We start from the raw sequence: 23,181 nt of genomic DNA on the forward strand, positions 1-23,181 counted from the left end.
GACCACCGGCCGCACCGATGGCCCACCGCAACAAAACGCCAGCAGCCGGAAGGTTACCGGCCGTAGACAAACCGCCGTAGCCGCACCACCCTTATGCCGCATCCTCCCACGGGGTGAGACACCCAATCGGGTGAACGCCAGCGGGGCGCCCCCGGCGGAAATCCGCCGGAGACGCCCCTAGTCCTGCACAAATCGATCTTGCCGCGAACTAGCCGCGACCAGCCCCGATCGGCTGACGCTCGTTCCCCGGCCGGGCGCCCTGCGTCGCGTCCACCTTGACCACGTTCGCCCGGTTGCCCGCGGCGTTGTGGTGCTCGATGGCCAGCAGGCCGAGCGCGTTGTCGGCCGCGGCCGAGGCCGCGTTCCGGGTGACGACCAGCGCCGTGCCCGGCTTCGCGACGTAGCCCAGCGCGGCGTCGCCGCCGCCCTGCACCGCGTAGCCCGGCGCGAGCGCGTCGAACGAAAGCGGCGTGCCGACGTAGTCGATCAGCCCGTTCGTCGTGCCCGGCGCGACGTAGAAACCGCTCACACCCACCGTGTAGGAGATGCGGTGGGACTCGGCGTTCGCGTCGATGCCCAGCGCGGCCAGCGAAACCGGCAGCGTGAGCACGTTCGTGTCGAACACGTTGGTGTCGACGTCGCCGAGCTGGCCGTTGACCGCCTGGACGTCCACGGTCGGGAAGCCCGGGGTCAGCGCGACCGTGGTGGCCAGGAGGACGTCGGTCGAGGTCGCCTTGGTCACGTAGGTCTCGAAGTCCGGCTGCCCGTCCCCGGTCGTGTCGATGTCGACGAACGGCGAGGTGTTGCTGCCGATGTTCGCCCAGTCACCCCAGGTGGACAGGCCGAACGCGAGGATCGCGTTCTCCGGCTCGCCCTGCGCCTTCGCCAGCGGAGCGGTGGAAGCCGCGCCGATGTAGCGGAGGTCGCCACCCTTGGCCGTCTTGTTCAGCGTGCAGTCGGTGACCACGTCCGCGTCGCACTCGGGCAGCTGCGGGGACTCCGCCTGCAGCTCGAGCACGCTGATCAGCGAGCGGTACCGCTGCGCGCCGGTGCCCTGGTCGACACCCTTGCCGGTCAGGTTCAGCACGGCCTGGGTCGCGTCCGGAGCGAACTTCACCGACGGCGGCGTCGAAATCGTCGACACCGGCTTCGGCGCGGCGTAGACCGACACCCGCAGCGGCACCTTGGCCCCGCTGACCGGGGTGAAGGCGACGCGGCCGGAGGCGTCCGCGACGAACTGGCGGGCCAGGCCGGCCTGGGTGGCCTGCATGGTCGGGTCCATGACCTTGCGCAGCGCCTTGGCGTCGGTGATCTTCAGCGTCACCTTGACCTTGGCGGTGCCGCGCGGGGTCAGCTTCACCGCCGGCTTGTCCACTGTGTACTCGACACCCGGCAGCGCGTTGACCGCCTGGTAGGCGACCGAGTACTCGGCGGGCGTGACGCCCTTGTTGACCAGCTTGATCGTCTTCGACAGCGTCACCGGACCGGCCGCCTCGACCGTGCCGAAGCTGACGCTGACCGCGCCCGGGTCGTCGACGACGTAGGCGAGCACCTGGTTGTCCAGCGCCGCCTTCGCGTCGATCCGGCCGCTGCCGACGCGCTGCGGCGCGTAGGTGTGGCCCGCGCCGTCGGAGACGTCGTGGCCGGCGGTGTCGATGACCGAGGCCTTGACCTCCTCGACCGACCAGTCGGGGTGCGACTGGCGGATCAGCGCGGTGATGCCCGCGGTGTGCGGGGCGGCCATCGACGTGCCGCTCAGCACGGTGCGGCCGTTGCCGCTGCCGCGGAAGGCCGAGGTGATGGTGTCACCGGGGGCGGCGACGTCCGGCTTGAGGGCCGGGCCGCGGGTGCCGCGCGAGGTGAACGAGCTCGGCGTGTCCACGATCTTCTTGTCGTAGGTCTGGATCGAGGCACGGCCGGTGCCGTAGAGCCGGACCTGCAGCGTGCCCGCGGTCAGCGCCGCGCGCAGCGTCTTCGTGGCGGAGCCGGTGAACTGGAACATCGGGATCGCCGCGTTGCCCGCGATGCCCGCGCTGAAGTGCTCCAAAGTGGACGAAAGGAGCGCGCCCTTCGCCCCGGCGGCCTGCGCGTTGTTGGCGCGGGCGGCCGAGCCGCAGGCGCGGGTCGAGTCGTTGTCGTCCCACTCCAGGAAGACGAACTTGCCGGCGGCCTTCGCCTTGTCCTCGGCGGAGTACGGCCCGCAGCCCGCCGCGTTCGCCGCCGACAGGGTGACGACCGGCGCGGTCAGGTCGAGGGTGTCGTAGCCGGTGTAGTTCTGGCTGTACTGGCCGGTCTTCTGGCCCGCGGCGGTCGCCGGGGCCTTGACCTCGGCGGCGTCGCGCAGGACGCCCGCGTCGCGCGTGCTGGCGACGGTGAGCGCCTCGGGGGTGTTGCCCGGGGAGCCGGCGATGTCGTTGATGTCGCCGCCGTTGCCCGCGGAGATGACCGGGAGCACGTTGTTCGCGGCGAGCTTGCGCACGAACAGCGAGTCCGGGTCGTCCGGCGCGCCGAAGTCGGAGCCGAGCGAGAGGTTGACGATGTCGAGGTGGTCGGTGAAGTCGCCGTCGCCGTCCGGGTCGAGCGCCCAGTCCAGGGCCTGCGAGGTGACGTTCGTCGAACCGGTGCAGCCGAACACCTTGATCGCGTAGAGCAGCGACTTCGGCGCGGTGCCCGGGCCGATCTGCATCGCGTCGACCTTCTTGGCGTCGAGCTTCTTGTAGTCGCCCTTGAAGGTCTTGCCGTCGGCGGTGACGCCGAAGCCGCCGATGGTGCCGGCGACGTGCGTGCCGTGCTCACCGCAGGCGAGCGGGTTGGGGTCCGGCTTCGGGGTGGTCTTGCCGGCCGTGGCGGCGTCGTAGTCGTCGCCGACGAGGTCGGTGCCGCCGACGACCTTGGCGCTCGGGAAGAGCGGGGTCGGCTTGGTCGAGTCGACGCTCTTGTAGGCAGCCTGCGTGCCGGGGCCGCCGAAGTCGGCGTGGGTGTAGTCGATGCCGTCGTCGATGACGCCGACGCGGACGTTGTCCCCGAATTTCCCGGTCTGCTGCCAGGCGGCGAGGGTGTTGGTCAGCTGCTCGGCGCTGGCGTTGGTGCGGGTCTTCGGGACGACCGTGCGCACGGCGACGACGTCGGCCCGCTTCGCGACCTCGCGCAGCTTCGCGGCGTCGGCGGTGACGACCACACCGGGAACGGCGTTGGCGGTCTGCGTGACGACCTGCGGCTTGGCGTCGGCCGCGCGCAGCTGCCCGACGACGGCGTCCACCGCGGCGGCGGTGTCGGCCTTGGCGGCCTTGGCGGCCCGCTTGGCCTGTTCCTTGCCCTGCGGCTGCGCAGCGGCGAACGCGTCGACGGCCGGCTTCTTGGCCAGCTCGACGAACGCGGTGACCCGGCCCTGCGCGGCCCCCAGGCGCGGCGAAAGCTTGCCCTGCAGCTTCGCGTCGTCGATCTTGGCGGGTGCGACGCCGTCGGCGAGCGGCACATCGGCCGCGCTCGCGACCGGCGCCCCGAGCGCGGCCGCCAGAACGACGGCGAAGGCCGCCGTCGTGGCGCGCGCGGGGAGGCGGGATCTGCTCATGAGTCGGCCCCTTACTCGAGGTCTGGACCCGAACCTGCCTGCCGCTCCGGACACCCCCGACGGTGAAGCGCGGCACAGCGCCGTGCCCTCGACGGCGCGTGGTTCGACCTCGCGCAGAGAACCTAATGCCCCAAAACACCTACTTACGTAGGCAAAGGACTCCGTTATGTAGTTGTGATTGCGCTCGAAGGCCCCCTACCGGGTGGCAGGGGGCCTTCGAAAGGGTTACGTCAGTTGAAGTCGACAGCGCGGATCGTGTGCGCCCCGACCGAGGCCCCGATCGGCTCCAGCAGGTGCGCGTCGATGTGGCGGTCGACGCGCAGCAGCATCACCGCGTCCGAGCCGTCCGTGGTCTGGCTGATCTGGGCGGCCTCGATGTTGATGCCCGCCTCGCCGAGCAGCGTGCCGACCCGGCCCATCACGCCCGGGCGGTCCGGGTACTCGACCAGCAGGACGGTGCCCTCGGCGCGCAGGTCGAAGCCGCGGCCGTTGACCTCGACCAGCTTCTCGACCTCGTCGAGGCCGGTGACCGAACCCGACACGGTCAGCACCGAGCCGTCCGCGTGCACCGCGCGCACCGTGGCCAGGCTGCGGAACTTGGGGCTTTCCGGCTCGGTCTCCAGCTCGACCTGCACGCCCAGCTTCTCCGCCAGCTGCGGCGCGTTGACAAAGGTGACCTGGTCCTCGACCACGCCGGTGAACACCCCGCGCAGCGCCGCGAGCTGCAGCACGCCGGTGTCCTCGCTGGAGATCTCGCCCTTGACCTGGACGGTCACCGTCGTCGGCGACGTCGGGTTGAGCGCGGTCAGGAGCTGGCCGAGCTTCTGGACCAGCGACAGGTACGGGCGGACGTGCTCGCCGACCGCGCCGCCGCCGGTGACGTTCACCGCGTCCGGCACGAAGTCGCCGCGCAGGGCCAGCAGCACCGACTTCGCGACGTCGGTGCCCGCGCGGTCCTGCGCCTCGGCCGTGGAGGCGCCCAGGTGCGGCGTCACGACGACGTTCTCCAGCTCGAACAGCGGGCTGGAGGTGGTCGGCTCGGTGACGAAGACGTCGACGCCGGCGCCGCCGACGTGGCCCGAGCGCAGCGCGTCGGCCAGGTCCTGCTCGACGATCAGCCCGCCGCGGGCGGCGTTCACGATGATGACGCCCGGCTTGGTCTTCTTCAGCGCCTCGGCGTCGATGAGGCCCTTGGTCTCCGGCGTCTTCGGCAGGTGGATGGAGATGGCGTCGGCGCGGGTCAGCAGCTCGTCGAGGGTGACGAGCTCGATGCCCAGCTGCGCGGCGCGGGCGGCCGAGACGTAGGGGTCGTAGGCGATGAGCTTCGTGTCGAAGGCGGCGAGGCGCTGGGCGAACAGCTGGCCGATCTTGCCGAGGCCGACCACGCCGATGGTCTTGCCCTGCAGCTCGACGCCGGAGAACGAGCTGCGCTTCCACTCGCCGCCGCGCAGGCTCTGGTCGGCGGCCGGGACGCGGCGCGCGACCGACAGCAGCAGGGCGACGGCGTGCTCGGCGGCGGAGACGATGTTCGACGTCGGCGCGTTGACGACCAGGACACCGCGCTCGGTCGCGGCGGGCACCTCGACGTTGTCGAGGCCGACCCCGGCGCGGGCGACGACCTTCAGCTGCGTGGTGGCCGCGAAGACTTCGGCGTTCACCTGGGTGGCGGAGCGGACCAGGAGCGCGTCGGCGCTCTTCACCGCCTCGAGCAGCGCGGACCGGTCCGTGCCGTCGACGTGCCGGACCTCCACCTCGTCACCGAAGACGCTCAGCACGGAGGGGGCGAGCTTCTCCGCGATGAGGACGACGGGCTTATTGGGCTTGCTCACGATGCGGCTCCCACTATCTGGTCACTTCCAGGACGCTCTGTGTCGACAAACGGTCAAAGCACGTCGTTGTGCCCCGGTCGAGCCGGAGTTTAACGCGCGGTGGCGCCCCTTGGCGTCCCCCGGCGTTAACTCGCCCGTAATCCCTCGAAAACAAGAGCCAGCAGGCGTTGCATGCCCCCTTCGCCGGGCAGGTGCCCACCCGCCCAGGATGCGGCGTGCAGCAACAGAAGCAGCTCCTCCGCGGTGACGTCCTCGCGCAGTTCGCCCGCGCGCTTCGCGCGTTCCACCAGCTGGGAACCGACCTCGCGCATGCGATGGCACGACTCGTACAACCGGGAGGATTCGTCGTTCAGCGCGTCCGCGGTGAGCTCGACCAGGCCGCGGAAGGTGCCGGTGGCGTCCCCGAGGCCGGTGAGCCAGCTCTGCAGCGCCGTCAGCGGCTCGGGGTGGGCGAGCAGTTCGCGGGCCCGCTCGGCGTGCGCGTCGAACCGGGCGCGCAGCAGCGTCTCGAGCAGCGCGTCCCGGGTCGGGAAGTGCCGGTAGAGGGTGCCGATGCCGACCCCGGCGCGGCGCGCGATGTCTTCCAGGGACGCCTCGACGCCGTGCTCGGTGAAGGCGTGTTTGGCCTCGTCGAGGAGGCGCTCGTAGTTGCGGCGGGCGTCCGCGCGCATCGGTTTGACGTCGGTCATCGCGCTCCCGACTTTACCGGGTAGCCAATCGGAGGCTGCCTCCGTATATTAACCGGAGGCAGCCTCACCTTACTGGAGGAATCTTGTTCGTGAAATCCATTGTGGACGGTCTGGGGGCCGTCCGATGAGCGTCGGGATCTGGCGGTTCTTCGACGGCGCCCCGGTCGGCGCGCTCCGCGAAACGGCCGCCGAGGTGGAAGAACTCGGCTTCGACGCGATCTGGTTCGGCGAGTACGCCGGCCGGGAAGCGTTCACGCAGGCGGCCCTGCTGCTCGCGGCGACGAAGAAGCTGACCGTCGCCACCGGGGTCGCGCGGTTCGACCAGCGCTCCCCGCTCGCCGCGGAAGGCGCCGTCCGGGCCCTGGGCGAGGCGTACCCGGGCCGGTTCATCGCCGGCCTGGGCGGGCACCGGCCGGGCGCGCGGCCGCTGACGGCGTTGCGCGAGTACCTCGACGGAATGGACGCGGCCGAACTGCCGGGCCTGCCGCAGCCGTCGCCGCGGCCGCGCCGAGTGCTCGCGGCGCTGGGCCCGAAGCTGCTGGACCTGGCGGCCGAACGCGCCGACGGCGCCCACCCGTACTTCGTCCCGCCGGAGCACACCGCGATGGCGCGCGAGCGGCTCGGGCCGGGCAAGTACCTCGCCGTCGAACAGGCGGTCCTGCTCGATCCGGCGCCCGAGGCGGCCCGGGAGCACGTCGACGGGTACGTGCGGCTCGCGAAGCACCACCAGGAAAACCTGCGCCGCCTCGGGTTCACCGACGACGACCTGGCCGACGGCGGCAGCGACCGGCTGGTCGGCGCCATCGTCGTGACCGGCGAACAGGCGATCGCGGACCGGATCCGGGCCCACCTCGACGCCGGCGCCGACCACGTCTGCGTCCAGGTCCTGGCCCGCACGGAGAAGTCCTACCGCAGGCTGGCGGACCTGCTGCCCTGACCGGGGTACGCTGGCGGGGCGCGGCCGGGGCCGCGTCCCGTCCGCGGAAAGGGCCGAGCCCACCCTCGCTTCACCGCACCACCAGCTCCGCACCTTCTTTCCTGCCCGGTGCCGGCGGACCACGGGCGACGAGGGAAGGAGGCACCATGGGCACGCTGCCCGCCAACCCCAGCCTGGAGCAGTTGCGCAAGCGCGCGAAGGAACTCGCGCGCGCCGAGGGCGTCAAACTCGCCGAAGCGCAGTTCCGGATCGCGCGGGACCACGGTTTCCCGAGCTGGCCGAAACTCCGGGCGTACGTCCGGCGCGTCACCGAACACGGCGAGCACCTGCAGCACCCGTACCACCAGGACGTCGAGTACTACGCCGAGCGAGCCCTCGGCCTGCTCGCCTCGGCCGAAGACGACACGCCTGGCGCGAGGGAGCCGTTCGACCGGTGGCGCCGGCCGCTCACCCGGGACGGCGCCCGCGCGGTCGTCGCCCACGAGCACGGTTTCGGTTCCTGGAAAGCACTCCGCGAGCACGTCAAGTCTCTTGTGGACAGTGGAGAGCCGTTCGCCCGCGCGTACCGGGCGATCGAGCACCGGGATCCCGAGCGCCTCGAAACGCTCCTGCGTGAGTTTCCCGGGCTCGTCGAGGCGCGCGGTACCAACGGGAACGACCTGCTCGGCATGGCCGGCGCCACGCACGACGAGCGGCTCAGCCGGATCCTGCTCGACCACGGCGCCGACCCCGCTCGCGGCAACGTCCACGGCTGGACACCCCTGCACCAGGCCGCCTACAGCAATCTGCCGCTCCTGCTCGACCTGCTCCTGCAGCACGGCGCGCCGGTCGACGTCTCCGCTCGCGGCGACGGTGGCACTCCCCTGGTGGTCGCCCTGTTCTGGGGCCACCGCGCGGCCGCGGAGAAACTGGCGGGGCACAGCCGGGCGCCGGGCAACCTGCGGGTCGCGGCCGGGCTCGGCGACGTCGACGCCGTCGACGACCTCCTGACGTCCGGCCGCGGCGGCGAACATCGGGGCTTTTACCGGCCCCACAGCGGTTTCCCGGCCTGGCAGCCGACCGACGACCCCGCCGAAGTCCGGAACGAAGCCTTGTCCTGGGCCGCCCGCAACGACCGCGCCGACGCTCTCCGGGCACTCGTCGCGCGGGGCGCCGAGGTGAACGCCGACGTCTACCGCGGCACGGCGCTGGCCTGGGCGGCGGCGTCGGGCAAGCTCGCCGCCGTCCGCACGCTCCTGGAGCTCGGCGCCGACGTGAACTTCGCCGGCACGTTCGGCGGCCCGAACCACGGCGAGGGGGTCACGGCCCTGCACCTGGCCGCCCAGTCCGGCCACCTCGACGTCATCCGCGTGCTCGTGGAGAACGGGGCCGACGCCGGCGCGCGGGACGCAATCTTCGGCAGCACCCCCGAGACGTGGGCGGAGGTGTGCGGGCAGCCGGCCGCGCGCGACCTGCTCCGGTAGACAACCGGAGTCAGTAGTCCGTATCGTCGTAGGCGGACTACTGACTCCGTTTTGCCCACTGGGAGGATTCGTGACCACACCCCGCGAGGTCTTCGCCGCGCTGTCCGACGGCATCGGCGAAGGGAGCTGGGAAGACCTCTCCGCGCTCTACGCCGAAGACACCGTCGTCGAACACCCCCAGGCCGTGCCGCGGCCCACCCGCCTCATTGGCCGCGCGGCGATCCACGAACGGTTCACCGGCGCCCTCGCCCGCACCCTGCGGCTCAAGCGCAAGAACGTCGTCGTGCACGAGACCACGGACCCCGAGGTGATCGTCGCCGAATACGACTACGACGCCGAATCCGTCGAGACCGGGCGGACCATCCCGGCGGCCAACATCCAGGTGCTGCGCGTGCGCGACGGCCTGATCGTCCACTCCCGCGACTACCACGACTACCTGCGGCTCGCGGTCATCCGCGACGGCGTCGACCAGCTGGTGAAGGCCTACGAGCAGGCGCCGCCACGGGAACTGTCCCCGGTCACGCCGGAAAGCTCGGACACGGTGTTCGAGCGGCTCGTGCACGGCGTCGCCGGTGGCCGCTGGGACGAGCTGCCGGAGCTGTACGCCGAGGAAACGCACGTCACGCACCCGTTCCAGCCGGGCTCGGAGGTGCTACGCAACCGCGACGAGCTGCGGGCCCACTTCGCGGCGGGCAAGGCGCTGAACCCGGGGTTCTCGGTCGCGGACCTGGTCACCTACCAGGGCACCGATCCCGAGGTGCTGATCGGCGAGTTCGCCTACCAGGGCAATCATGGCGGGAGGCCGGTGCGGATCGCGAACATCTTCGCCATGCGGATCCGGAACGGCCTGGTCGTCGAATCGCGCGACTACGGCGACCACCTCGGCATCGCCGGGGACCTCGGGCGGATCCCCGAGCTGGCCGCGAAACTTTCCTAGGGCAGGTCGAACTCGCCGTCGTCGACGCCTTTGAGGAACGCGTCCCATTCCGACGGGGTGAAGACCAGGACGACGCCGTCCGGATCCGTCGACTTCCGCATCGCGACGTAGGTGACGCCGTCGGTGTGCGGCACGAAGGCGTACTCGACGACCTCTTCGAGGGTGACGCCCGCAGGTTCACCCCGGATCCACTCGGCCCGCGACAGGTCGAGGTGGTGCCGGATGTGCTCCTTGTCATCGGTCATGCGGTCAGCGTAACGAGACACCGACGGGGACGCCCGGCAGCGAGCGTCCCCTTCGGCCTCGGGTGAAAGGTCAGGCGGTTTCGGTGATCGGCCGGTCCACCCACGACATCAGGTCGCGCAGCTTCTTGCCGGTCGCCTCGATCGGGTGCTGGTTGCCCTGCTCCTCGAGCTTGGTGAAGTTCGGCCGGCCGGCCTCGTCCTCGGCGACCCACTCACGCGCGAACGTGCCGTCCTGGATCTCGCCGAGGATCTTCTTCATCTCTTCCTTGACCGCCGGCGAGATGACGCGCGGGCCGCGGGTCAGGTCGCCGTACTCGGCGGTGTCGGAGATCGAGTAGCGCTGGCGCGCGATGCCGCCCTCGTACATGAGGTCGACGATCAGCTTCAGCTCGTGCAGCACCTCGAAGTAGGCGATCTCCGGGGCGTAGCCGGCCTCGGTGAGCACCTCGAAGCCGGTCTGCACCAGCGCGGACGCGCCACCGCAGAGCACGGCCTGCTCGCCGAAGAGGTCGGTCTCGGTCTCCTCGGTGAACGTCGTCTTGATGACACCGGCGCGGGCGCCACCGATGGCGGCCGCGTAGGACAGCGCGAGCGCCTGGGCGTTGCCGGAGGCGTCCTGCTCCACGGCGATGAGCGCCGGGACGCCCTTGCCGTCGACGAACTGGCGGCGGACCAGGTGGCCCGGGCCCTTCGGGGCGACCATCGCGACGTCGACGTTCGCCGGCGGCTTGATCAGGTCGTAGCGGATGTTGAAGCCGTGCCCGAAGAAGAGGGCGTCGCCGTCCTTGAGGTTGGGGGCGATGTCCTGCTCGTAGATGAAGCGCTGCTTGGTGTCCGGCGCCAGGATCATGATCAGGTCGGCTTCGGCCGACGCCTCGGCCGGGGTGAGCACGCGCAGGCCCTGCTCCTCGGCCTTCGCCCGCGACTTGGACCCCTCGGGCAGGCCGATGCGGACGTCGACGCCGGAGTCGCGCAGGCTCAGCGAGTGGGCGTGGCCCTGGCTGCCGTAGCCGATGACAGCGACCTTGCGCCCCTGGATGATCGAGAGGTCGGCGTCGTCGTCGTAGAAGATTTCCACTGCCATGGGGGTACTGCTTCCTTTCCTGACTTACTTGCTTTTAGCGCGGGGAGGTCGCGGTGATGGACCGGGCGCCACGCCCGACCGCGACCATGCCGGACTGCACGAGTTCGCGGATGCCATACGGCTCCAGCATCCGCAGCAGCGCACCGATCTTGTCGGACGTCCCGGTGGCCTCGACGGTGAGTGCCTCGGGAGAGACGTCCACCACCTTGGCCCGGAAGAGCTGGACGGTTTCGAGGACCTGGCTGCGCACGGTGTTGTCGGCGCGCACCTTCACCAGCAGCAGTTCGCGCTGCACGGCGGTCGACTGCTCCAGCTCGACGATCTTGATCACGTTGACCAGCTTGTTGAGCTGCTTCGTCACCTGTTCGAGCGGTAGCTCTTCCACGGCGACCACGATCGTCATGCGGGACACCTCGGGGTTCTCCGTGGGCCCGACGGCGAGGGACTCGATGTTGAACCCGCGGCGGGAGAACAGGCCCGAGACGCGCGCGAGCACACCCGGCTTGTTCTCGACCAGGACACTCAGCGTGTGGACGCTCATCTCTAGCGCTCACCCTCTCCGGCGGCTTCCGCGGCGGCCTCGGTCGTCTCGACCGACACCTCGTCGTCGTCGAACAGCGGCCGGATGCCCCGGACCGCCATGATCTCGTCGTTGCCGGTGCCGGCCGCGACCATCGGCCACACCTGGGCATCCTTCCCCACGACGAAGTCGATCACGACGGGGCGGTCGTTGATTTCCATCGCGCGGCGGATGGTGGCGTCCACGTCTTCCTTGGTTTCGCAGCGCAGGCCCGCGCAGCCCAGCGCCTCGGCCAGCAGGACGAAGTCCGGGATGCGGTGCTTGTGCGTGCCGAGGTCGGTGTTGGAGTACCGCTCCGAGTAGAAGAGGTTCTGCCACTGCCGGACCATGCCCAGGTTGCCGTTGTTGATAACGGCGACCTTGATCGGCGCGCCTTCGATGGCGCAGGTGGCCAGCTCCTGGTTGGTCATCTGGAAGCAGCCGTCGCCGTCGATCGCCCACACCTGCGTGTCCGGGACGCCGAACTGCGCGCCCATCGCCGCGGGCACCGCGAAGCCCATGGTGCCGAGGCCGCCGGAGTTGATCCAGGTGCGCGGGTTCTCGTACTTGACGAACTGCGCGGCCCACATCTGGTGCTGGCCGACACCGGCGGCGTAGACGGCGTCCGGGCCGACGAGCTCGCCGATCCGCTCGATGACGTACTGCGGCGACAGCGAACCGTCGTCGGGCCACTCGTAGCCGGCCGGGTAGGTCTTGCGCCAGTCGTCGGCCTGGGTCCACCAGTCGGCCAGGTCCGGCCGGCCGCCGTGGTCGAACTCCGCCTTCACGGCGGTGATGAGCTCGCCGATGATCTCCTTGCAGTCGCCCACGATCGGGACGTCGGCCTTGCGGTTCTTGGAGATCTCGGCCGGGTCGATGTCGGCGTGCACGATCGCGGCGTCCGGCGCGAACGAGGACAGCTGGCCGGTGACCCGGTCGTCGAACCGGGCGCCGAGCGCGATCAGCAGGTCGGCGCGCTGCATGGCGGCGACCGCGGCGACCGAGCCGTGCATGCCTGGCATGCCGAGGTGCTGCGGGTGCGAGTCGGGGAACGCGCCGCGCGCCATCAGCGTGGTGACGACCGGGATGTTGGTCAGCTCGGCGAGCTGCTTGAGCTGCTCGTGCGCTTCGGCCTTGATGACGCCGCCGCCGACGTAGAGCACCGGGCGCCGCGACTTCGCGATCAGCTTCGCGGCTTCGCGGACCTGCTTGCCGTGCGGGCGCAGCGTGGGGCGGTAGCCCGGCAGCCGCAGCTCCGTCGGCCAGGAGAACGAGGTCATCTCCTGCAGCACGTCCTTGGGGATGTCCACCAGGACCGGGCCGGGGCGGCCGGTCGCGGCCAGGTGGAACGCCTCGGCGATCGTCCGCGGGATGTCCGCGGGGTCGGTGACGAGGAAGTTGTGCTTGGTGATCGGCATGGTGATGCCGCAGATGTCGGCTTCCTGGAACGCGTCGGTGCCGATCAGCGCGCGGGACTGCTGCCCGGTGATGGCCACGACCGGGACCGAGTCCATGTTCGCGTCGGCGAGCGGGGTGACCAGGTTGGTCGCGCCCGGGCCCGAGGTGGCCATGCAGACGCCGACCTTGCCGGTGGCCTGCGCGTACCCGGTGGCGGCGTGGCCGGCGCCCTGCTCGTGGCGGACCAGGACGTGCCGGACCTTCGTCGAGTCCAGCAGCGGGTCGTAGGCGGGCAGGATGGTGCCGCCCGGAATCCCGAAGACCACCTCGGCGCCGACGGCCTCGAGCGAGCGCACGAGGGACTGGGCGCCGGTGACGCGCACCGGCGTTCCCGCCGGTGGGGCCGGCTTCGGACGTGCTCCGGGCGTTCCGGGCGTCGGCCCGGGCTTCGCGTCGCTGCGCGACGTCGCACTGGTCATCGGATCTGCCTCGTGGGTCTCGGTGTCACTCGTTCGGGTCTTTTTTGAGCTCTATCGGTGCGGTGGGGCGGGGAATTGCTTCCCTAGGGCAACAAAAAACCCTCGCCGACCGTAAGGTCGCACGAGGGTTCGCGCGTCGACGCAGCGGAAAGTCTTCCCTAAGCGTCGACGCGCTTGGGAAGTACGAGGCCGGTCAGCGGTGTCACGGCGATGACGCTAGACCGAACGCCCGCCGGGTGTCAACTCTGCGGGATGGTGTGTCCGCATGGTGGACGTGGGTCACACCGGCGCGACCCGGGTCCGGGCCGCTCCGCGGCGCGGTGCACCATTTCCGGGTGGCCGAAAAACAGCAGGACGAAGGCCGGAAGGCCGTCTTCCGCGTCCCCCGCACGTCCTTCATGGCGATCGCCCTCCTGACGATCTGCGTGACGCCGATCGCGCTCGGGGAGATCCCGTACCTGCAGTGGCTCTACATCTTCCCGATCGCCCTGGCGGTGTTCGTGGTCCGCCACCGCACCGTCGCGACGCGCTCGGGCCTGGCGGTCCGCACGGTGTTCGGCCACCGCGACATCCCGTGGTCGGCACTGAAGGGGCTCGCGATCACGAAGAGGGCGCGCGTGCAGGCGGTGCTGCAGGACGACACGAAGGTGCCGCTGCCGACCGTGCGGACCCGGCACCTGCCGGTGCTGTCGCTGGTCAGCGAGGGCCTGGTCGCGGACCCGAGCGGGGTGCTGCAGGACGAGGACATCAAGCCCGGGACGCCGGCAGCCGAGTAACCCTCGCGGCGGGCCGGGCGCGGCCGTAACCCGGTCCCCGCCCCCACCCTCAACGGACGGGCTTCGCCCGGCAGCGTAAATTGGTTCTACCAGTTTCGCCGGCCACCCTTTGACCTGGGAGTTCCCGTGCCGCCTCTCCGTTCCCGGACCACCACCCACGGCCGCAACGCGGCGGGCGCCCGCTCGCTCTGGCGCGCCACGGGCATGACCGACAGCGACTTCGGCAAGCCGATCGTCGCGATCGCCAACTCCTACACGCAGTTCGTGCCGGGCCACGTGCACCTGAAGGACCTCGGCGAGATCGTCGCCGAGGCGGTCAAGGAAGCGGGCGGCGTCGCGCGCGAGTTCCACACGATCGCCGTCGACGACGGCATCGCGATGGGCCACTCCGGCATGCTCTACTCGCTGCCGTCGCGCGAGATCATCGCCGACTCGGTGGAGTACATGGTCAACGCGCACCAGGCCGACGCGCTGGTGTGCATCTCCAATTGCGACAAGATCACCCCGGGCATGTTGAACGCGGCGATGCGGCTGAACATCCCGGTGGTCTTCGTCTCGGGCGGCCCGATGGAGGCCGGCAAGGCCGTGGTCGTGGGCGGCGTCGCGCAGGCCCCGACCGACCTGATCACCGCGATCGCGGCGTCGGCGAGCCCCGAGGTCGACGAGGACGGGCTGGCCGTCGTCGAGCGTTCGGCCTGCCCGACGTGCGGGTCGTGCTCCGGCATGTTCACCGCGAACTCGATGAACTGCCTGACCGAAGCCCTCGGTTTGTCGCTTCCCGGCAACGGCTCGACGCTGGCCACGCACGCCGCGCGCCGGGCGCTGTTCGAGGAAGCCGGGCGCACGGTCGTCGAGCTGTGCCGCCGCTGGTACGAAAACGACGACGAGTCGGTCCTGCCCCGCTCGATCGCGTCGAAGGCGGCGTTCGAGAACGCGATGGCGCTGGACACGGCCATGGGCGGTTCGACGAACACGGTGCTGCACATCCTCGCGGCCGCCCAGGAGGGCGAGGTCGACTTCACGATCGCCGACATCGACGCGATCGGCCGCCGGGTCCCGTGCCTGTCGAAGGTGGCGCCGAACTCCGACTACCACATGGAGGACGTCCACCGAGCGGGCGGAATCCCGGCGATCCTCGGCGAGCTCTACCGCGGCGGCCTGCTCAACACGGACGTGTGGTCGGTCCACTCGCGTGATCTCGAGTCGTGGCTTTCCGCGTGGGACATCCGGGCATCGTCGCCTTCCGCTTCCGCCGTGGAGCTTTTCCACGCGGCGCCGGGCGGGGTGCGCACGACGCAGGCGTTCTCGACGTCGAACCGCTGGTCGTCCCTGGACACCGACGCCGCGGAGGGCTGCATCCGCGACGTCGAGCACGCGTACACGAAGGACGGCGGCCTGGCGATCCTCCGCGGCAACCTGGCGGAGAACGGCGCGGTGATCAAGGCCGCGGGCATCGACGAGGACCTGTGGCACTTCGAGGGCCCGGCCCGGGTCCTGGAGAGCCAGGAGGAAGCGGTGTCGGCGATCCTGAAGAAGGAGATCCAGCCGGGCGAGGTCCTGGTGATCCGCTACGAGGGTCCGGCGGGCGGCCCGGGCATGCAGGAGATGCTCCACCCGACGGCGTTCCTGAAGGGCTCGGGCCTGGGCAAGAAGTGCGCCTTAATCACCGACGGCCGCTTCTCGGGCGGCTCCTCGGGCATTTCGGTGGGCCACATCTCCCCCGAGGCGGCGGCGGGAGGCCTGATCGGCCTGGTCGAGAACGGCGACCGGATCCTCCTGGACATCCACGAGCGCCGCCTGGAGCTCCTGGTGGACGACGCGATCCTGGCCGAGCGCCGCGCGAAGATGGAGGCGTCGGAGAGGCCGTGGCAGCCGAAGGACCGCCAGCGCCCGGTGACGGCGGCCCTGCGCGCGTACGCCCGGATGGCCACCTCGGCGGACACGGGCGCGGTCCGGGACGTGAACAAGTAAGTCTTTCGACAAGGCCGTCCCGGTCCGCCGGGGCGGCGTTCTCGAGGTCCCCGAAAAGCCCGTCCCGGTCCGCCGGCGCGGCGTTCTCGAGGTCCCCGAAAAGCCCGTCCCGGCTCACCGGGGCGGCCTTTTCCACGTCCAGCACACCCCCGCCGCTCGGGGGACCCCCGATTTCAACGTTACCGAAACCGACCGACAGTTCCCGCCCGCCGAAGCCGAGTTGTCCACAGGGCTGCCCGAGGCCGCCGAGTTGTCCCCAGGGTCGCTACCTCGTCAAAACGATGACCACGACGGCCGCCGCGGCGGCCAGCAGCAGCGAAACCAGCCCCAGCGGCAACGGCCGTTTCCGCCACGGCGTGTTCCGCTCCAGCGAAATCGGCCCCGCCCCGGTGAACAGCAGGCTCAACGCCGAAGCCGCCAGCAGCAGCTCGAACTCGAACCCCTGCCCCGAGCCCTCGAAGAACCCGCCGTGGAACTTCGCGTACACCGCGTTGGCCGCCACCCCGAGCAGCCCGGCCGCGGCCAGCGGCGTGAACAGCCCGACGACCACCAGCACCCCGCCGGCCACCTCGGTGATGCCGGTGATCCACGACAGCAGCGTCGTCTGCTTGTGGTAGCCGAACGTCTCCAGCACCCGCGCGAACCCGCCGATGCCCGGGCCGCCGAACAACCCGAACAGGTGCTGCAGCCCGTGCGCGCCCATGGTCACGCCGAGCGCCAGCCGCAGGATCAGCAGGCCGAGGCCGAGCCCGCCCTGGCGCGGCGTGTCGTCCGACCGATCGTCCTCGACGCCCGACAGGAGGCTGGTGGGCTGCTGCGAAAAGTCGTCTCCACTGCTCACCCGCGCAGGTTAGGGGAATCGCGCGGGCCTGGCGAGCTCAGTATTCACCGTGGACGAGGTTGTCCGGCAGCTCGCCACCGGCGTACCGGGCGATCTCCGCCGCGGCGACCGCGTACGAACGCCCCCGCACCCCGCGCACCGCCCCGCCGACGTGCGGCGTCAGCAGCAGCCCCGGCGCCGTCCACAGCGGGTGCCCGGCCGGCGGCGGCTCGGGATCGGTGACGTCCAAAGCGGCCCGCAACCGGCCCGTGGTCAATTCCGCGACCAAAGCGTCCGTGTCCACGACGGCGCCGCGCGAGACGTTGACCAGCACCGCGCCGTCGCGCATCCGCCCCAGGAACTCCGCGTCGACCATCCCGCGGGTCCGGGACGTCAGCGGCACCATCAGCACCACGGCGTCGTGCAGCTCCAGCAGGCCGGGCAGCTCCCGCACGCCGTGCACGCCCTCCCGCGCGGTCATCCCGACCATCGTGCAGCGCGCGTCGAACGGCTCGAGCCGGCGCCGCAGGTGCCGTCCGAGGTCGCCGGCGCCGATGACGAGCACGCGTTTGCCCTGCAGCGTGTCCGCCGTCTGCCGGTCCCAGCGGCCTTCGCGCTGCGCCGCGGCGAAGACGTCCAATTTCCGGTAAATGGACAACAGCGCGGCGACGACCCACTCGGCCGTGCTCCCGCCGTGCGCGCCGCGGCAGGTGGAGAGCAGGACGCCGTCGGGCACCTTGCCGACCCAGTCCTCGGCGCCGGCGGACAGCAGCTGGATCAGCTTCAGGTTCGGCACCGTCCGCCACAGCTGCTCCCCCGGCGGGTGCTTGCCGGGGATGAGCACTTCGGCCTTCGCGGCCTCGGGCGGCACCGGCTCGCCCCACTGGTAGCGCACGGGCAGGACCCGCGGAACCTCGGCGAGCACGGTCAGGCCCTCGTCGTCGGGCACCAGCACGGTCAGCGTCATGATCCCCAACGTAATCGAGGAGTACTCACCCATGGTTCACGCACCGGCCCCTAGGCTGGGGGATCATGCGCACCCGCTACCGCTCGGCCCTGCTGGCGATCCTGGCCTGCGGCGTCCTGCTGCCCGCCGGGTGCGCGCGGTTCGACGACACCGCGGCGGGCCAGACGTTCAGCCCCGCCCCTGTGCCGAGCCCCGAGTCGCCGCCCGAGGTCCAGGGCCCCGGCGCGGACTCCGGGAGCGACGGCAAGCAGGCGCGGCCCGGCCAGTCGGCCGCGCCCGTGCCGCCGCCGCAGGGCTGCAAGGACTTCGATCCGGCGGTGATCGCGACGTGCCTGGACACCGTCGCCGCGGTGGCCGGCCTGCCCGGCGACGGCTCCGCGCCGAGCGCGCTGGCCGGCGAGCGCAAGAGCGGCCGCGTCCTGCTGGCCACCGGCGGCAAGGACGCGACGGACTTCGCGAAGCTCGACGTCCAGGCGGCCGGCGACGGCGGCCTGACCGGGCTCGCGCTGTCGCCGTCGTACGTCGAAGACCAGCTGGTCTTCGCCTACATCACGACCGCGACCGACAACCGGGTCGTGCGCTTCGCCAAGGGCCAGGCGCCCAAGCCGGTCGTCACCGGCATCCCGAAGGGCGCGTCCGGCAACCGCGGCACGATCGGCACCGACAACCGGGGCGCGCTGCTGGTCGCGACCGGCGACGCGGGCAACCCGGGCGCGGCGGCCGACCCGAACTCCCTCGCCGGCAAGCTGCTGCGGATCGACACCTCCGGCAAGGCCGCGGCGGGCAACCCGAACGGCGCGCTCGTGGTGGCGACCGGCCTGCATTCGCCGGGCGGGGTGTGCGCGTCGGCCGACGGCGGGCGCGTCTGGGTCACCGACCACCTCGCCGACAAGGACGCCCTCTACCGGGTCCAGGGCGGCCAGCCGCTGACGACGCCGGCGTGGACGTGGCCGGACAAGCCGGGTGTCGCGGGCTGCGCCGACTTCGTCGACGCCAACGGCTCGCTCTCGATCGGCACGTCACTGGCGGGCAGCCTGCAGAACCTGCCGGTGACCCCGGAGGGCGCGATCAGCGGCAAGCCGACGGTCAGTCTCGATGGCAAGACCGGCAAGCCGCCGGTGACGTACGGGCGGCTCGCCGGCATGAGCATGATCAACCCGCAGCTGGCGGTGGCGGGCACGGTCAACAAGGACGGCGGCACCCCGGTCTCCAGCGACGACCGCGTCGTGCTGATCACTCCGGCCACGTCCGGCGGCGGCAACGGCAAGGACTGACCTGCGGTTTTCCGCCGTCGCCGATATTCGACCACGGCAAAACCGCACCGGTCGTCGCGCGCCCGGCCGGCCGATCCGCGTGGCTCCGCCCGAGCGCGTGACAGCTCGATTCAGGCGAGGGGCTTCAGCTCCACCCGCCGCCCCTCGGCCGACGACGTCAGCCCGGCTTCGGCGACCTGCAGCCCCCGGGCGGCCGAGAAGAAGTCGTAGCGGTGTTGCCGTCCGGCGACGACGTCCCGCACGAACTCCTCCCACTGCGTCTTGAAGCCATTGTCGAACTCGGCGTTGTCCGGCACCTCCTGCCACTGGTCGCGGAAGGGCTCGGTCGCCGGCAGGTCGGGGTTCCAGACGGGCTTCGGCGTCGCCGACCGGTGCTGGACGCGGCAGCGCCGAAGCCCGGCGACCGCGCTGCCCTCGGTGCCGTCGACCTGGAACTCGACCAGTTCGTCGCGGAAGACCCGCGTCGACCAGGAGGAGTTGATCTGCGCGACGACCCCCGATTCGAGTTCGAAGATGCCGTACGCGGCATCGTCGGCCGTCGCCGCGTACGCCTCGCCCTGCTCGTCCCAGCGGCGCGGGATGTGCGTTGTCGCTTTCGCGGTCACGGCCTCGACCCGGCCGAAGAGGTTCTCGAGCACGTAGTTCCAGTGGCAGAACATGTCGAGCACGATCCCGCCGCCGTCTTCGGCGCGGTAGTTCCAGCTCGGGCGCTGCGCCTCCTGCCAGTCGCCCTCGAACACCCAGTAGCCGAACTCGCCGCGCACCGACAGGACCCGCCCGAAGAACCCGCCGTCGACCAGCCGCCGCAGCTTCAGCAGCCCGGGCAGGAACAGTTTGTCGTGCACGACGCCGTGGCAGATCCCGGCGTCCCGCGCGAGCCCGGCCAGCTCCAGCGCCGATGTCAGTTTTTCGGCAAGGGGCTTCTCGGCGTAGACGTGCTTGCCCGCGGCGATCGCGGCCCGCACCGACGGCTCGCGCGCCGACGTCAGCTGCGCGTCGAAGTAGACGTCGACGTCCTGCAGCGCGGAATCGGCGTCGGTGGTCCACGCGGTCAGGCCGTGCCGGTCGGCGAGGTCCTTGAGCTTCGCGGCGTTGCGCCCGGCGAGGATCGGCTCGAGCTGCACGCGGCTGCCGTCCGGCAGGGTGACGCCACCCTGCTCGCGGATCGCCAGGACCGACCGGAGCAAGTGCTGCCGGTAGCCCATCCGGCCCGTCACCCCGTTGAGCAGCACTCCGATGCTGGACTGGTTCATCACTGCAAGCCTTCCTGGTCGGATCCGTCCCATGGGATGTCGTATTCGGCCCGGCGCCCGCACATGCCGTAACCGTCCGGGTTCGACGGAGTCGTGACCCGCAGGCCGGACCGGTCGAGGTGGCTCCCGTCGCCGTCGGCGAGCGCCTTGAGATGGGCACCGGTCAGTTCGGCGGCCCGCAACGCCCCGGCCTGCCAGCGCGGTACCCACTCTGCGACTTTCGGCGCGACGAGCGCGACGGCCGCCCGGTGGAACGCCCGCAGCGGCTCCGGATCGCCATCCCGCAGAGCGTCACGCAGCGGCAGATACCCACGAATGGCCAGGTCACGGCGTTGTCGAGCGGCGTCGTCGTTTTTCGGCAACGCCGCGGCCTCGGCGTAGGCGGCCGGGTCGGCGAGCACATCGGGCGGGAACGTGAAGACGGCATCACCGGCCTCCGGCAGCCCGCTGTTCTGCATGAGGACGGTGACGCGCAGGCCGTCGCCCTGCACCATCCGGTGCACGGTGCCGGGCGTGAACCACGCGATCACGCCGGGCTCCAGCGGCGTCTCCGCATAGCCGCCGGCGCTCAGCGTCTGGACGGCCCCGTGACCCCCGGTGACGACATAGGCCTCGGTGCAGGCGAGGTGGACGTGCGGACTGCCGCCGCAGACGCCGTCCTCGGCCGCCCAGTCGTAGGCGCGCAGGTGCGAGATGCCGACGCCACCCGGGAGCGGAAAGTAGGTCATGACCAGCCGTGCCCGTCGAGGTAGCCGGTCACCCGATCGCGGTCCCAAGCCCCGTCCGCGACGACGATCCGGTAGCGGTAGGCGAAGCCTTCGCCCGGCGGCACGTCGAATTCTTCGAAAAACGCCCACGAGAAGGCGACCATGGGCGCTTCCTGGGCCCGGACGAACCAGTGCGACTCGTGGATCGCCTTGTCGTTCTCGGGCGCATGGGCGAAGACGAGCGTCGAATGCGCATCGACGTCGTCGTGCTCGCCGACGAACGCGAGCCACGGCGCCTGGGCGCCCATCATCGCCTCGCCCTCGAGATCCCCGGGGCCCAGCACCTGCCCGCCGCCGAAGTCCCGCGGCCCGCGCCAGTGCAGGCCGGTGTACCCGGCCAGCTCACGGCCGGCGGTGGTCGGGCTGCCGAAGACGAGCGGGACGTCACGGAGGTTGGTCAGTTCGATCGCCCAGTCGAGTGCCCAGGACCCGTCGTCCGGCTCGACCGAGTGAACGACGATGTCCCGCCGCTCCCGCGCCCACTCGTCCCCGCCGTTGGCTACCCAGGTGAGGTCCTCGGTGAAGGCCAGCCGATCGCGTTCGACGGCGAAGGCGGCGAATCCGTCGTGCCGCATGGAGCCGATGCGGTCGGGCAGCTCCTGGTACCAGTCGCCGGGGACGTAGGTGTGGCCGCCCCAGAAGTTCTGCCCGGACAGGTGGCTCGACGTCATCTGCAGCCCCTTGTGCCACCGGTGGTCGGCGGGCCGGTACCCGCTGACGTGCCGGCCGCCGAGGGTCCGCAGCGGGTGGGCGTAGGGCTTGCGCGACTCGAAGGCCACCGGATCGGGCTTGTACACATAGGACATAAGCTGGACGCCGCCCGCCTCGACGGACACGCTCTCGCCATGCCGGTGGGTCACCATGATCGGCGCGCTCATCCGCGGCCTCCTGCCTGGTCGCCCGCCATCGAGCGGTAGAAGGGATCACCCGGCCCGATCTCCCCGCGGCGCACGCCGAGCCCGGTGGCGGCGGACTTGTAGAGCGCGGCGATGAACTCCAGCACCTGCCGCCCGTCATCCCCGCTGCACGGCGGCCGCCGCCCGGCCCGATAGGCGGCGAGGATCGGCGCAAAAGCGGCGGCGTGCGAGCTGTCGACGTCGGCGGCCGGGGTGTGCCACCGCTCGACGTCCACTTCGGCGACATGCGGCGCCGGCGTGTAGCGCCAGTCTTTGACGCCGTACCCGTAGAGGTGACTGAGCTCGGCGGTGGCGCGTTCGCAGTCGATCCGGATCCGGCTGACTTCGTCCGGCGAGAGGACGCTGTTGACGACGGTCGCCAGCGCCCCCGACTCGAACCGGACGAGCGCGGTCGAGACGTCCTCGGTCTCGACGTCGTGCACGAGCCGCGCGGTCATCGCCCGCACCTCGGCCCACTCGCCGAGCAGGTGGAGCAGCAGATCCATCTGGTGGATGCCGTGCCCCATGGCCGGCCCGCCGCCCTCGGTCTCCCAGCGTCCCCGCCACGGCACCGAGTAGTAGGCGGCATCGCGGTACCAGGTGGTCTGGCAGTGCGCGACGAGCGGACGCCCCAGCTCTCCGTCGGCAAGCAGCTCCCGGAAGTGAGCGGCGGCCGATCCGGACCGCTGCTGGTAGTCGAAGGCCGCGTAAGGCCCACCCTCCCGCTCGGCGACGGTCATCTCGTCGTACTCGGCGAGCGACCGGCAAGGCGGCTTCTCACACCAGACCCAAGCGCCATTGCCAAGGGCCTTCTTCGTCTGCTCGACGTGCAGGCTCGGCGGCGTGCAGATCGACACGAGGTCCGGTTCCTGCTCGGCCAGCAAGGTGCCCAGATCGTGGTAGGGCTTGGCGTGCGCGGTCCCGGCGCAGAAAGCGGCGACCCGCGCCTCGTCGACGTCGGCGGCGGCCACGATGTCGACGTCTTCGTGGTGGACCTCGAAGGCGGTCCGGTGGCTTTCCGCGATGGCCCCGGTCCCGATGACGGCCACCCGTAAGCGCTTTCCCTGAGCCAACCGGGGTCTCCCTCCACGGTTCCGACGCCCCAGCAGCGCCGATCCGCGCAGCCCGTCCACCTGCGGAGGCGGCGATCTCCGCGGCGGGGCTGCGCCTCTCCGACCGTTCCAGAAAGCGCTTTCTCACGCAACGGCCGACCACGATGTCAACGTTGTCAACGAGCGCGATTCACCGGTCGGACGACTCCCGAAC

The 23,181-nt window shown here is 71.1% G+C and carries 19 protein-coding genes; 6 read left to right on the forward strand and 13 right to left on the reverse strand.

The window, feature by feature from the left end; genetic code table 11:
• Positions 1–208 precede the first annotated feature (208 nt).
• From ACWEF6_RS03875 to ACWEF6_RS03885, 3 genes are all read right to left on the reverse strand, one after another.
• The gene (locus tag ACWEF6_RS03875; protein WP_449681521.1) at positions 209–3,571 is read right to left on the reverse strand and encodes a S8 family peptidase; all 3,363 of its coding nucleotides are present in this window, start codon (positions 3,569–3,571) and stop codon (positions 209–211) included.
• A gap of 230 nt (positions 3,572–3,801) precedes the next feature.
• Complete coding sequence (gene serA / locus ACWEF6_RS03880) at positions 3,802–5,400, reverse strand: phosphoglycerate dehydrogenase (protein WP_449681522.1); 1,599 nt, start codon at positions 5,398–5,400, stop codon at positions 3,802–3,804.
• Positions 5,401–5,525: 125 nt separating this feature from the next.
• Positions 5,526–6,089, reverse strand: coding sequence for a TetR/AcrR family transcriptional regulator (locus tag ACWEF6_RS03885; RefSeq protein WP_449681523.1), 564 nt, complete (start codon positions 6,087–6,089; stop codon positions 5,526–5,528).
• A gap of 124 nt (positions 6,090–6,213) precedes the next feature.
• Between ACWEF6_RS03885 and ACWEF6_RS03890 the strand changes: the two genes are divergently transcribed.
• The 3 genes from ACWEF6_RS03890 (at position 6,214) to ACWEF6_RS03900 (ending at position 9,426) form a co-directional block, all read left to right on the forward strand.
• Complete coding sequence (locus tag ACWEF6_RS03890; RefSeq protein ID WP_449681524.1) at positions 6,214–7,026, forward strand: TIGR03620 family F420-dependent LLM class oxidoreductase; 813 nt, start codon at positions 6,214–6,216, stop codon at positions 7,024–7,026.
• A 146-nt stretch (positions 7,027–7,172) separates the two neighbouring features.
• Positions 7,173–8,489, forward strand: coding sequence for an ankyrin repeat domain-containing protein (locus ACWEF6_RS03895; protein WP_449681525.1), 1,317 nt, complete (start codon positions 7,173–7,175; stop codon positions 8,487–8,489).
• Between the two features lie 70 nt (positions 8,490–8,559).
• Positions 8,560–9,426, forward strand: coding sequence for a nuclear transport factor 2 family protein (locus tag ACWEF6_RS03900; protein ID WP_449681526.1), 867 nt, complete (start codon positions 8,560–8,562; stop codon positions 9,424–9,426).
• Here the strand turns inward: ACWEF6_RS03900 and ACWEF6_RS03905 are convergent.
• From ACWEF6_RS03905 to ACWEF6_RS03920, 4 genes are all read right to left on the reverse strand, one after another.
• Complete coding sequence (locus ACWEF6_RS03905; protein WP_310974678.1) at positions 9,423–9,671, reverse strand: DUF397 domain-containing protein; 249 nt, start codon at positions 9,669–9,671, stop codon at positions 9,423–9,425. The genes ACWEF6_RS03900 and ACWEF6_RS03905 overlap by 4 nt on opposite strands.
• 70 nt (positions 9,672–9,741) lie before the next feature.
• Entirely contained in the window at positions 9,742–10,755 is a 1,014-nt protein-coding gene (gene ilvC, locus ACWEF6_RS03910; RefSeq protein WP_191309919.1) for a ketol-acid reductoisomerase, read from the reverse strand.
• Between the two features lie 34 nt (positions 10,756–10,789).
• Positions 10,790–11,296, reverse strand: coding sequence for an acetolactate synthase small subunit (ilvN, locus tag ACWEF6_RS03915; protein WP_003080760.1), 507 nt, complete (start codon positions 11,294–11,296; stop codon positions 10,790–10,792).
• Between the two features lie 2 nt (positions 11,297–11,298).
• Positions 11,299–13,191 carry an acetolactate synthase large subunit gene (locus tag ACWEF6_RS03920; RefSeq protein WP_449681527.1) on the reverse strand — a complete coding sequence of 631 codons (1,893 nt, stop codon included), beginning with the start codon at positions 13,189–13,191 and terminating at the stop codon, positions 11,299–11,301.
• A 335-nt stretch (positions 13,192–13,526) separates the two neighbouring features.
• Between ACWEF6_RS03920 and ACWEF6_RS03925 the strand changes: the two genes are divergently transcribed.
• A complete protein-coding gene (locus tag ACWEF6_RS03925; protein ID WP_449681528.1) occupies positions 13,527–13,967 on the forward strand; it encodes a PH domain-containing protein in 441 nt (146 codons plus the stop codon).
• 126 nt (positions 13,968–14,093) lie between these two features.
• Positions 14,094–15,938 carry a dihydroxy-acid dehydratase gene (ilvD, locus tag ACWEF6_RS03930; RefSeq protein ID WP_449681529.1) on the forward strand — a complete coding sequence of 615 codons (1,845 nt, stop codon included), beginning with the start codon at positions 14,094–14,096 and terminating at the stop codon, positions 15,936–15,938.
• A gap of 265 nt (positions 15,939–16,203) precedes the next feature.
• On the opposite strand, the gene ACWEF6_RS03935 is transcribed toward ilvD, so the two are convergent.
• Entirely contained in the window at positions 16,204–16,779 is a 576-nt protein-coding gene (locus tag ACWEF6_RS03935; protein ID WP_449681530.1) for a DoxX family membrane protein, read from the reverse strand.
• 37 nt (positions 16,780–16,816) lie between these two features.
• On the reverse strand, positions 16,817–17,725 hold the full coding sequence (locus ACWEF6_RS03940) for a 2-hydroxyacid dehydrogenase (RefSeq protein WP_449681531.1): 909 nt from the start codon (positions 17,723–17,725) through the stop codon (positions 16,817–16,819).
• A gap of 65 nt (positions 17,726–17,790) precedes the next feature.
• On the opposite strand from ACWEF6_RS03940, the gene ACWEF6_RS03945 reads away from it, so the two are divergent.
• Positions 17,791–18,999, forward strand: coding sequence for a PQQ-dependent sugar dehydrogenase (locus ACWEF6_RS03945; RefSeq protein ID WP_449681532.1), 1,209 nt, complete (start codon positions 17,791–17,793; stop codon positions 18,997–18,999).
• 110 nt (positions 19,000–19,109) lie between these two features.
• Here the strand turns inward: ACWEF6_RS03945 and ACWEF6_RS03950 are convergent, their stop codons facing one another.
• From ACWEF6_RS03950 to ACWEF6_RS03965, 4 genes are read right to left on the reverse strand one after another with little or no spacing between them, the layout of a single operon-like run.
• Complete coding sequence (locus tag ACWEF6_RS03950; RefSeq protein WP_449681533.1) at positions 19,110–20,252, reverse strand: Gfo/Idh/MocA family protein; 1,143 nt, start codon at positions 20,250–20,252, stop codon at positions 19,110–19,112.
• Positions 20,252–20,980: a cupin gene (locus ACWEF6_RS03955; RefSeq protein ID WP_449681534.1), complete on the reverse strand. Its 729-nt coding sequence runs from the start codon at positions 20,978–20,980 to the stop codon at positions 20,252–20,254. The genes ACWEF6_RS03950 and ACWEF6_RS03955 overlap by 1 nt, the downstream gene beginning before the upstream one ends.
• A complete protein-coding gene (locus tag ACWEF6_RS03960; protein ID WP_449681535.1) occupies positions 20,977–21,897 on the reverse strand; it encodes a DUF6807 domain-containing protein in 921 nt (306 codons plus the stop codon). The genes ACWEF6_RS03955 and ACWEF6_RS03960 overlap by 4 nt, the downstream gene beginning before the upstream one ends.
• Positions 21,894–22,964 (reverse strand): Gfo/Idh/MocA family protein, encoded by a 1,071-nt coding sequence (locus ACWEF6_RS03965; RefSeq protein ID WP_449681536.1) that lies wholly within the window; start codon positions 22,962–22,964, stop codon positions 21,894–21,896. Before ACWEF6_RS03965 ends, ACWEF6_RS03960 begins: the two co-directional genes overlap by 4 nt.
• Positions 22,965–23,181: the final 217 nt, after the last annotated feature.

It is taken from the genome of Amycolatopsis sp. NPDC004772, from assembly GCF_053601215.1.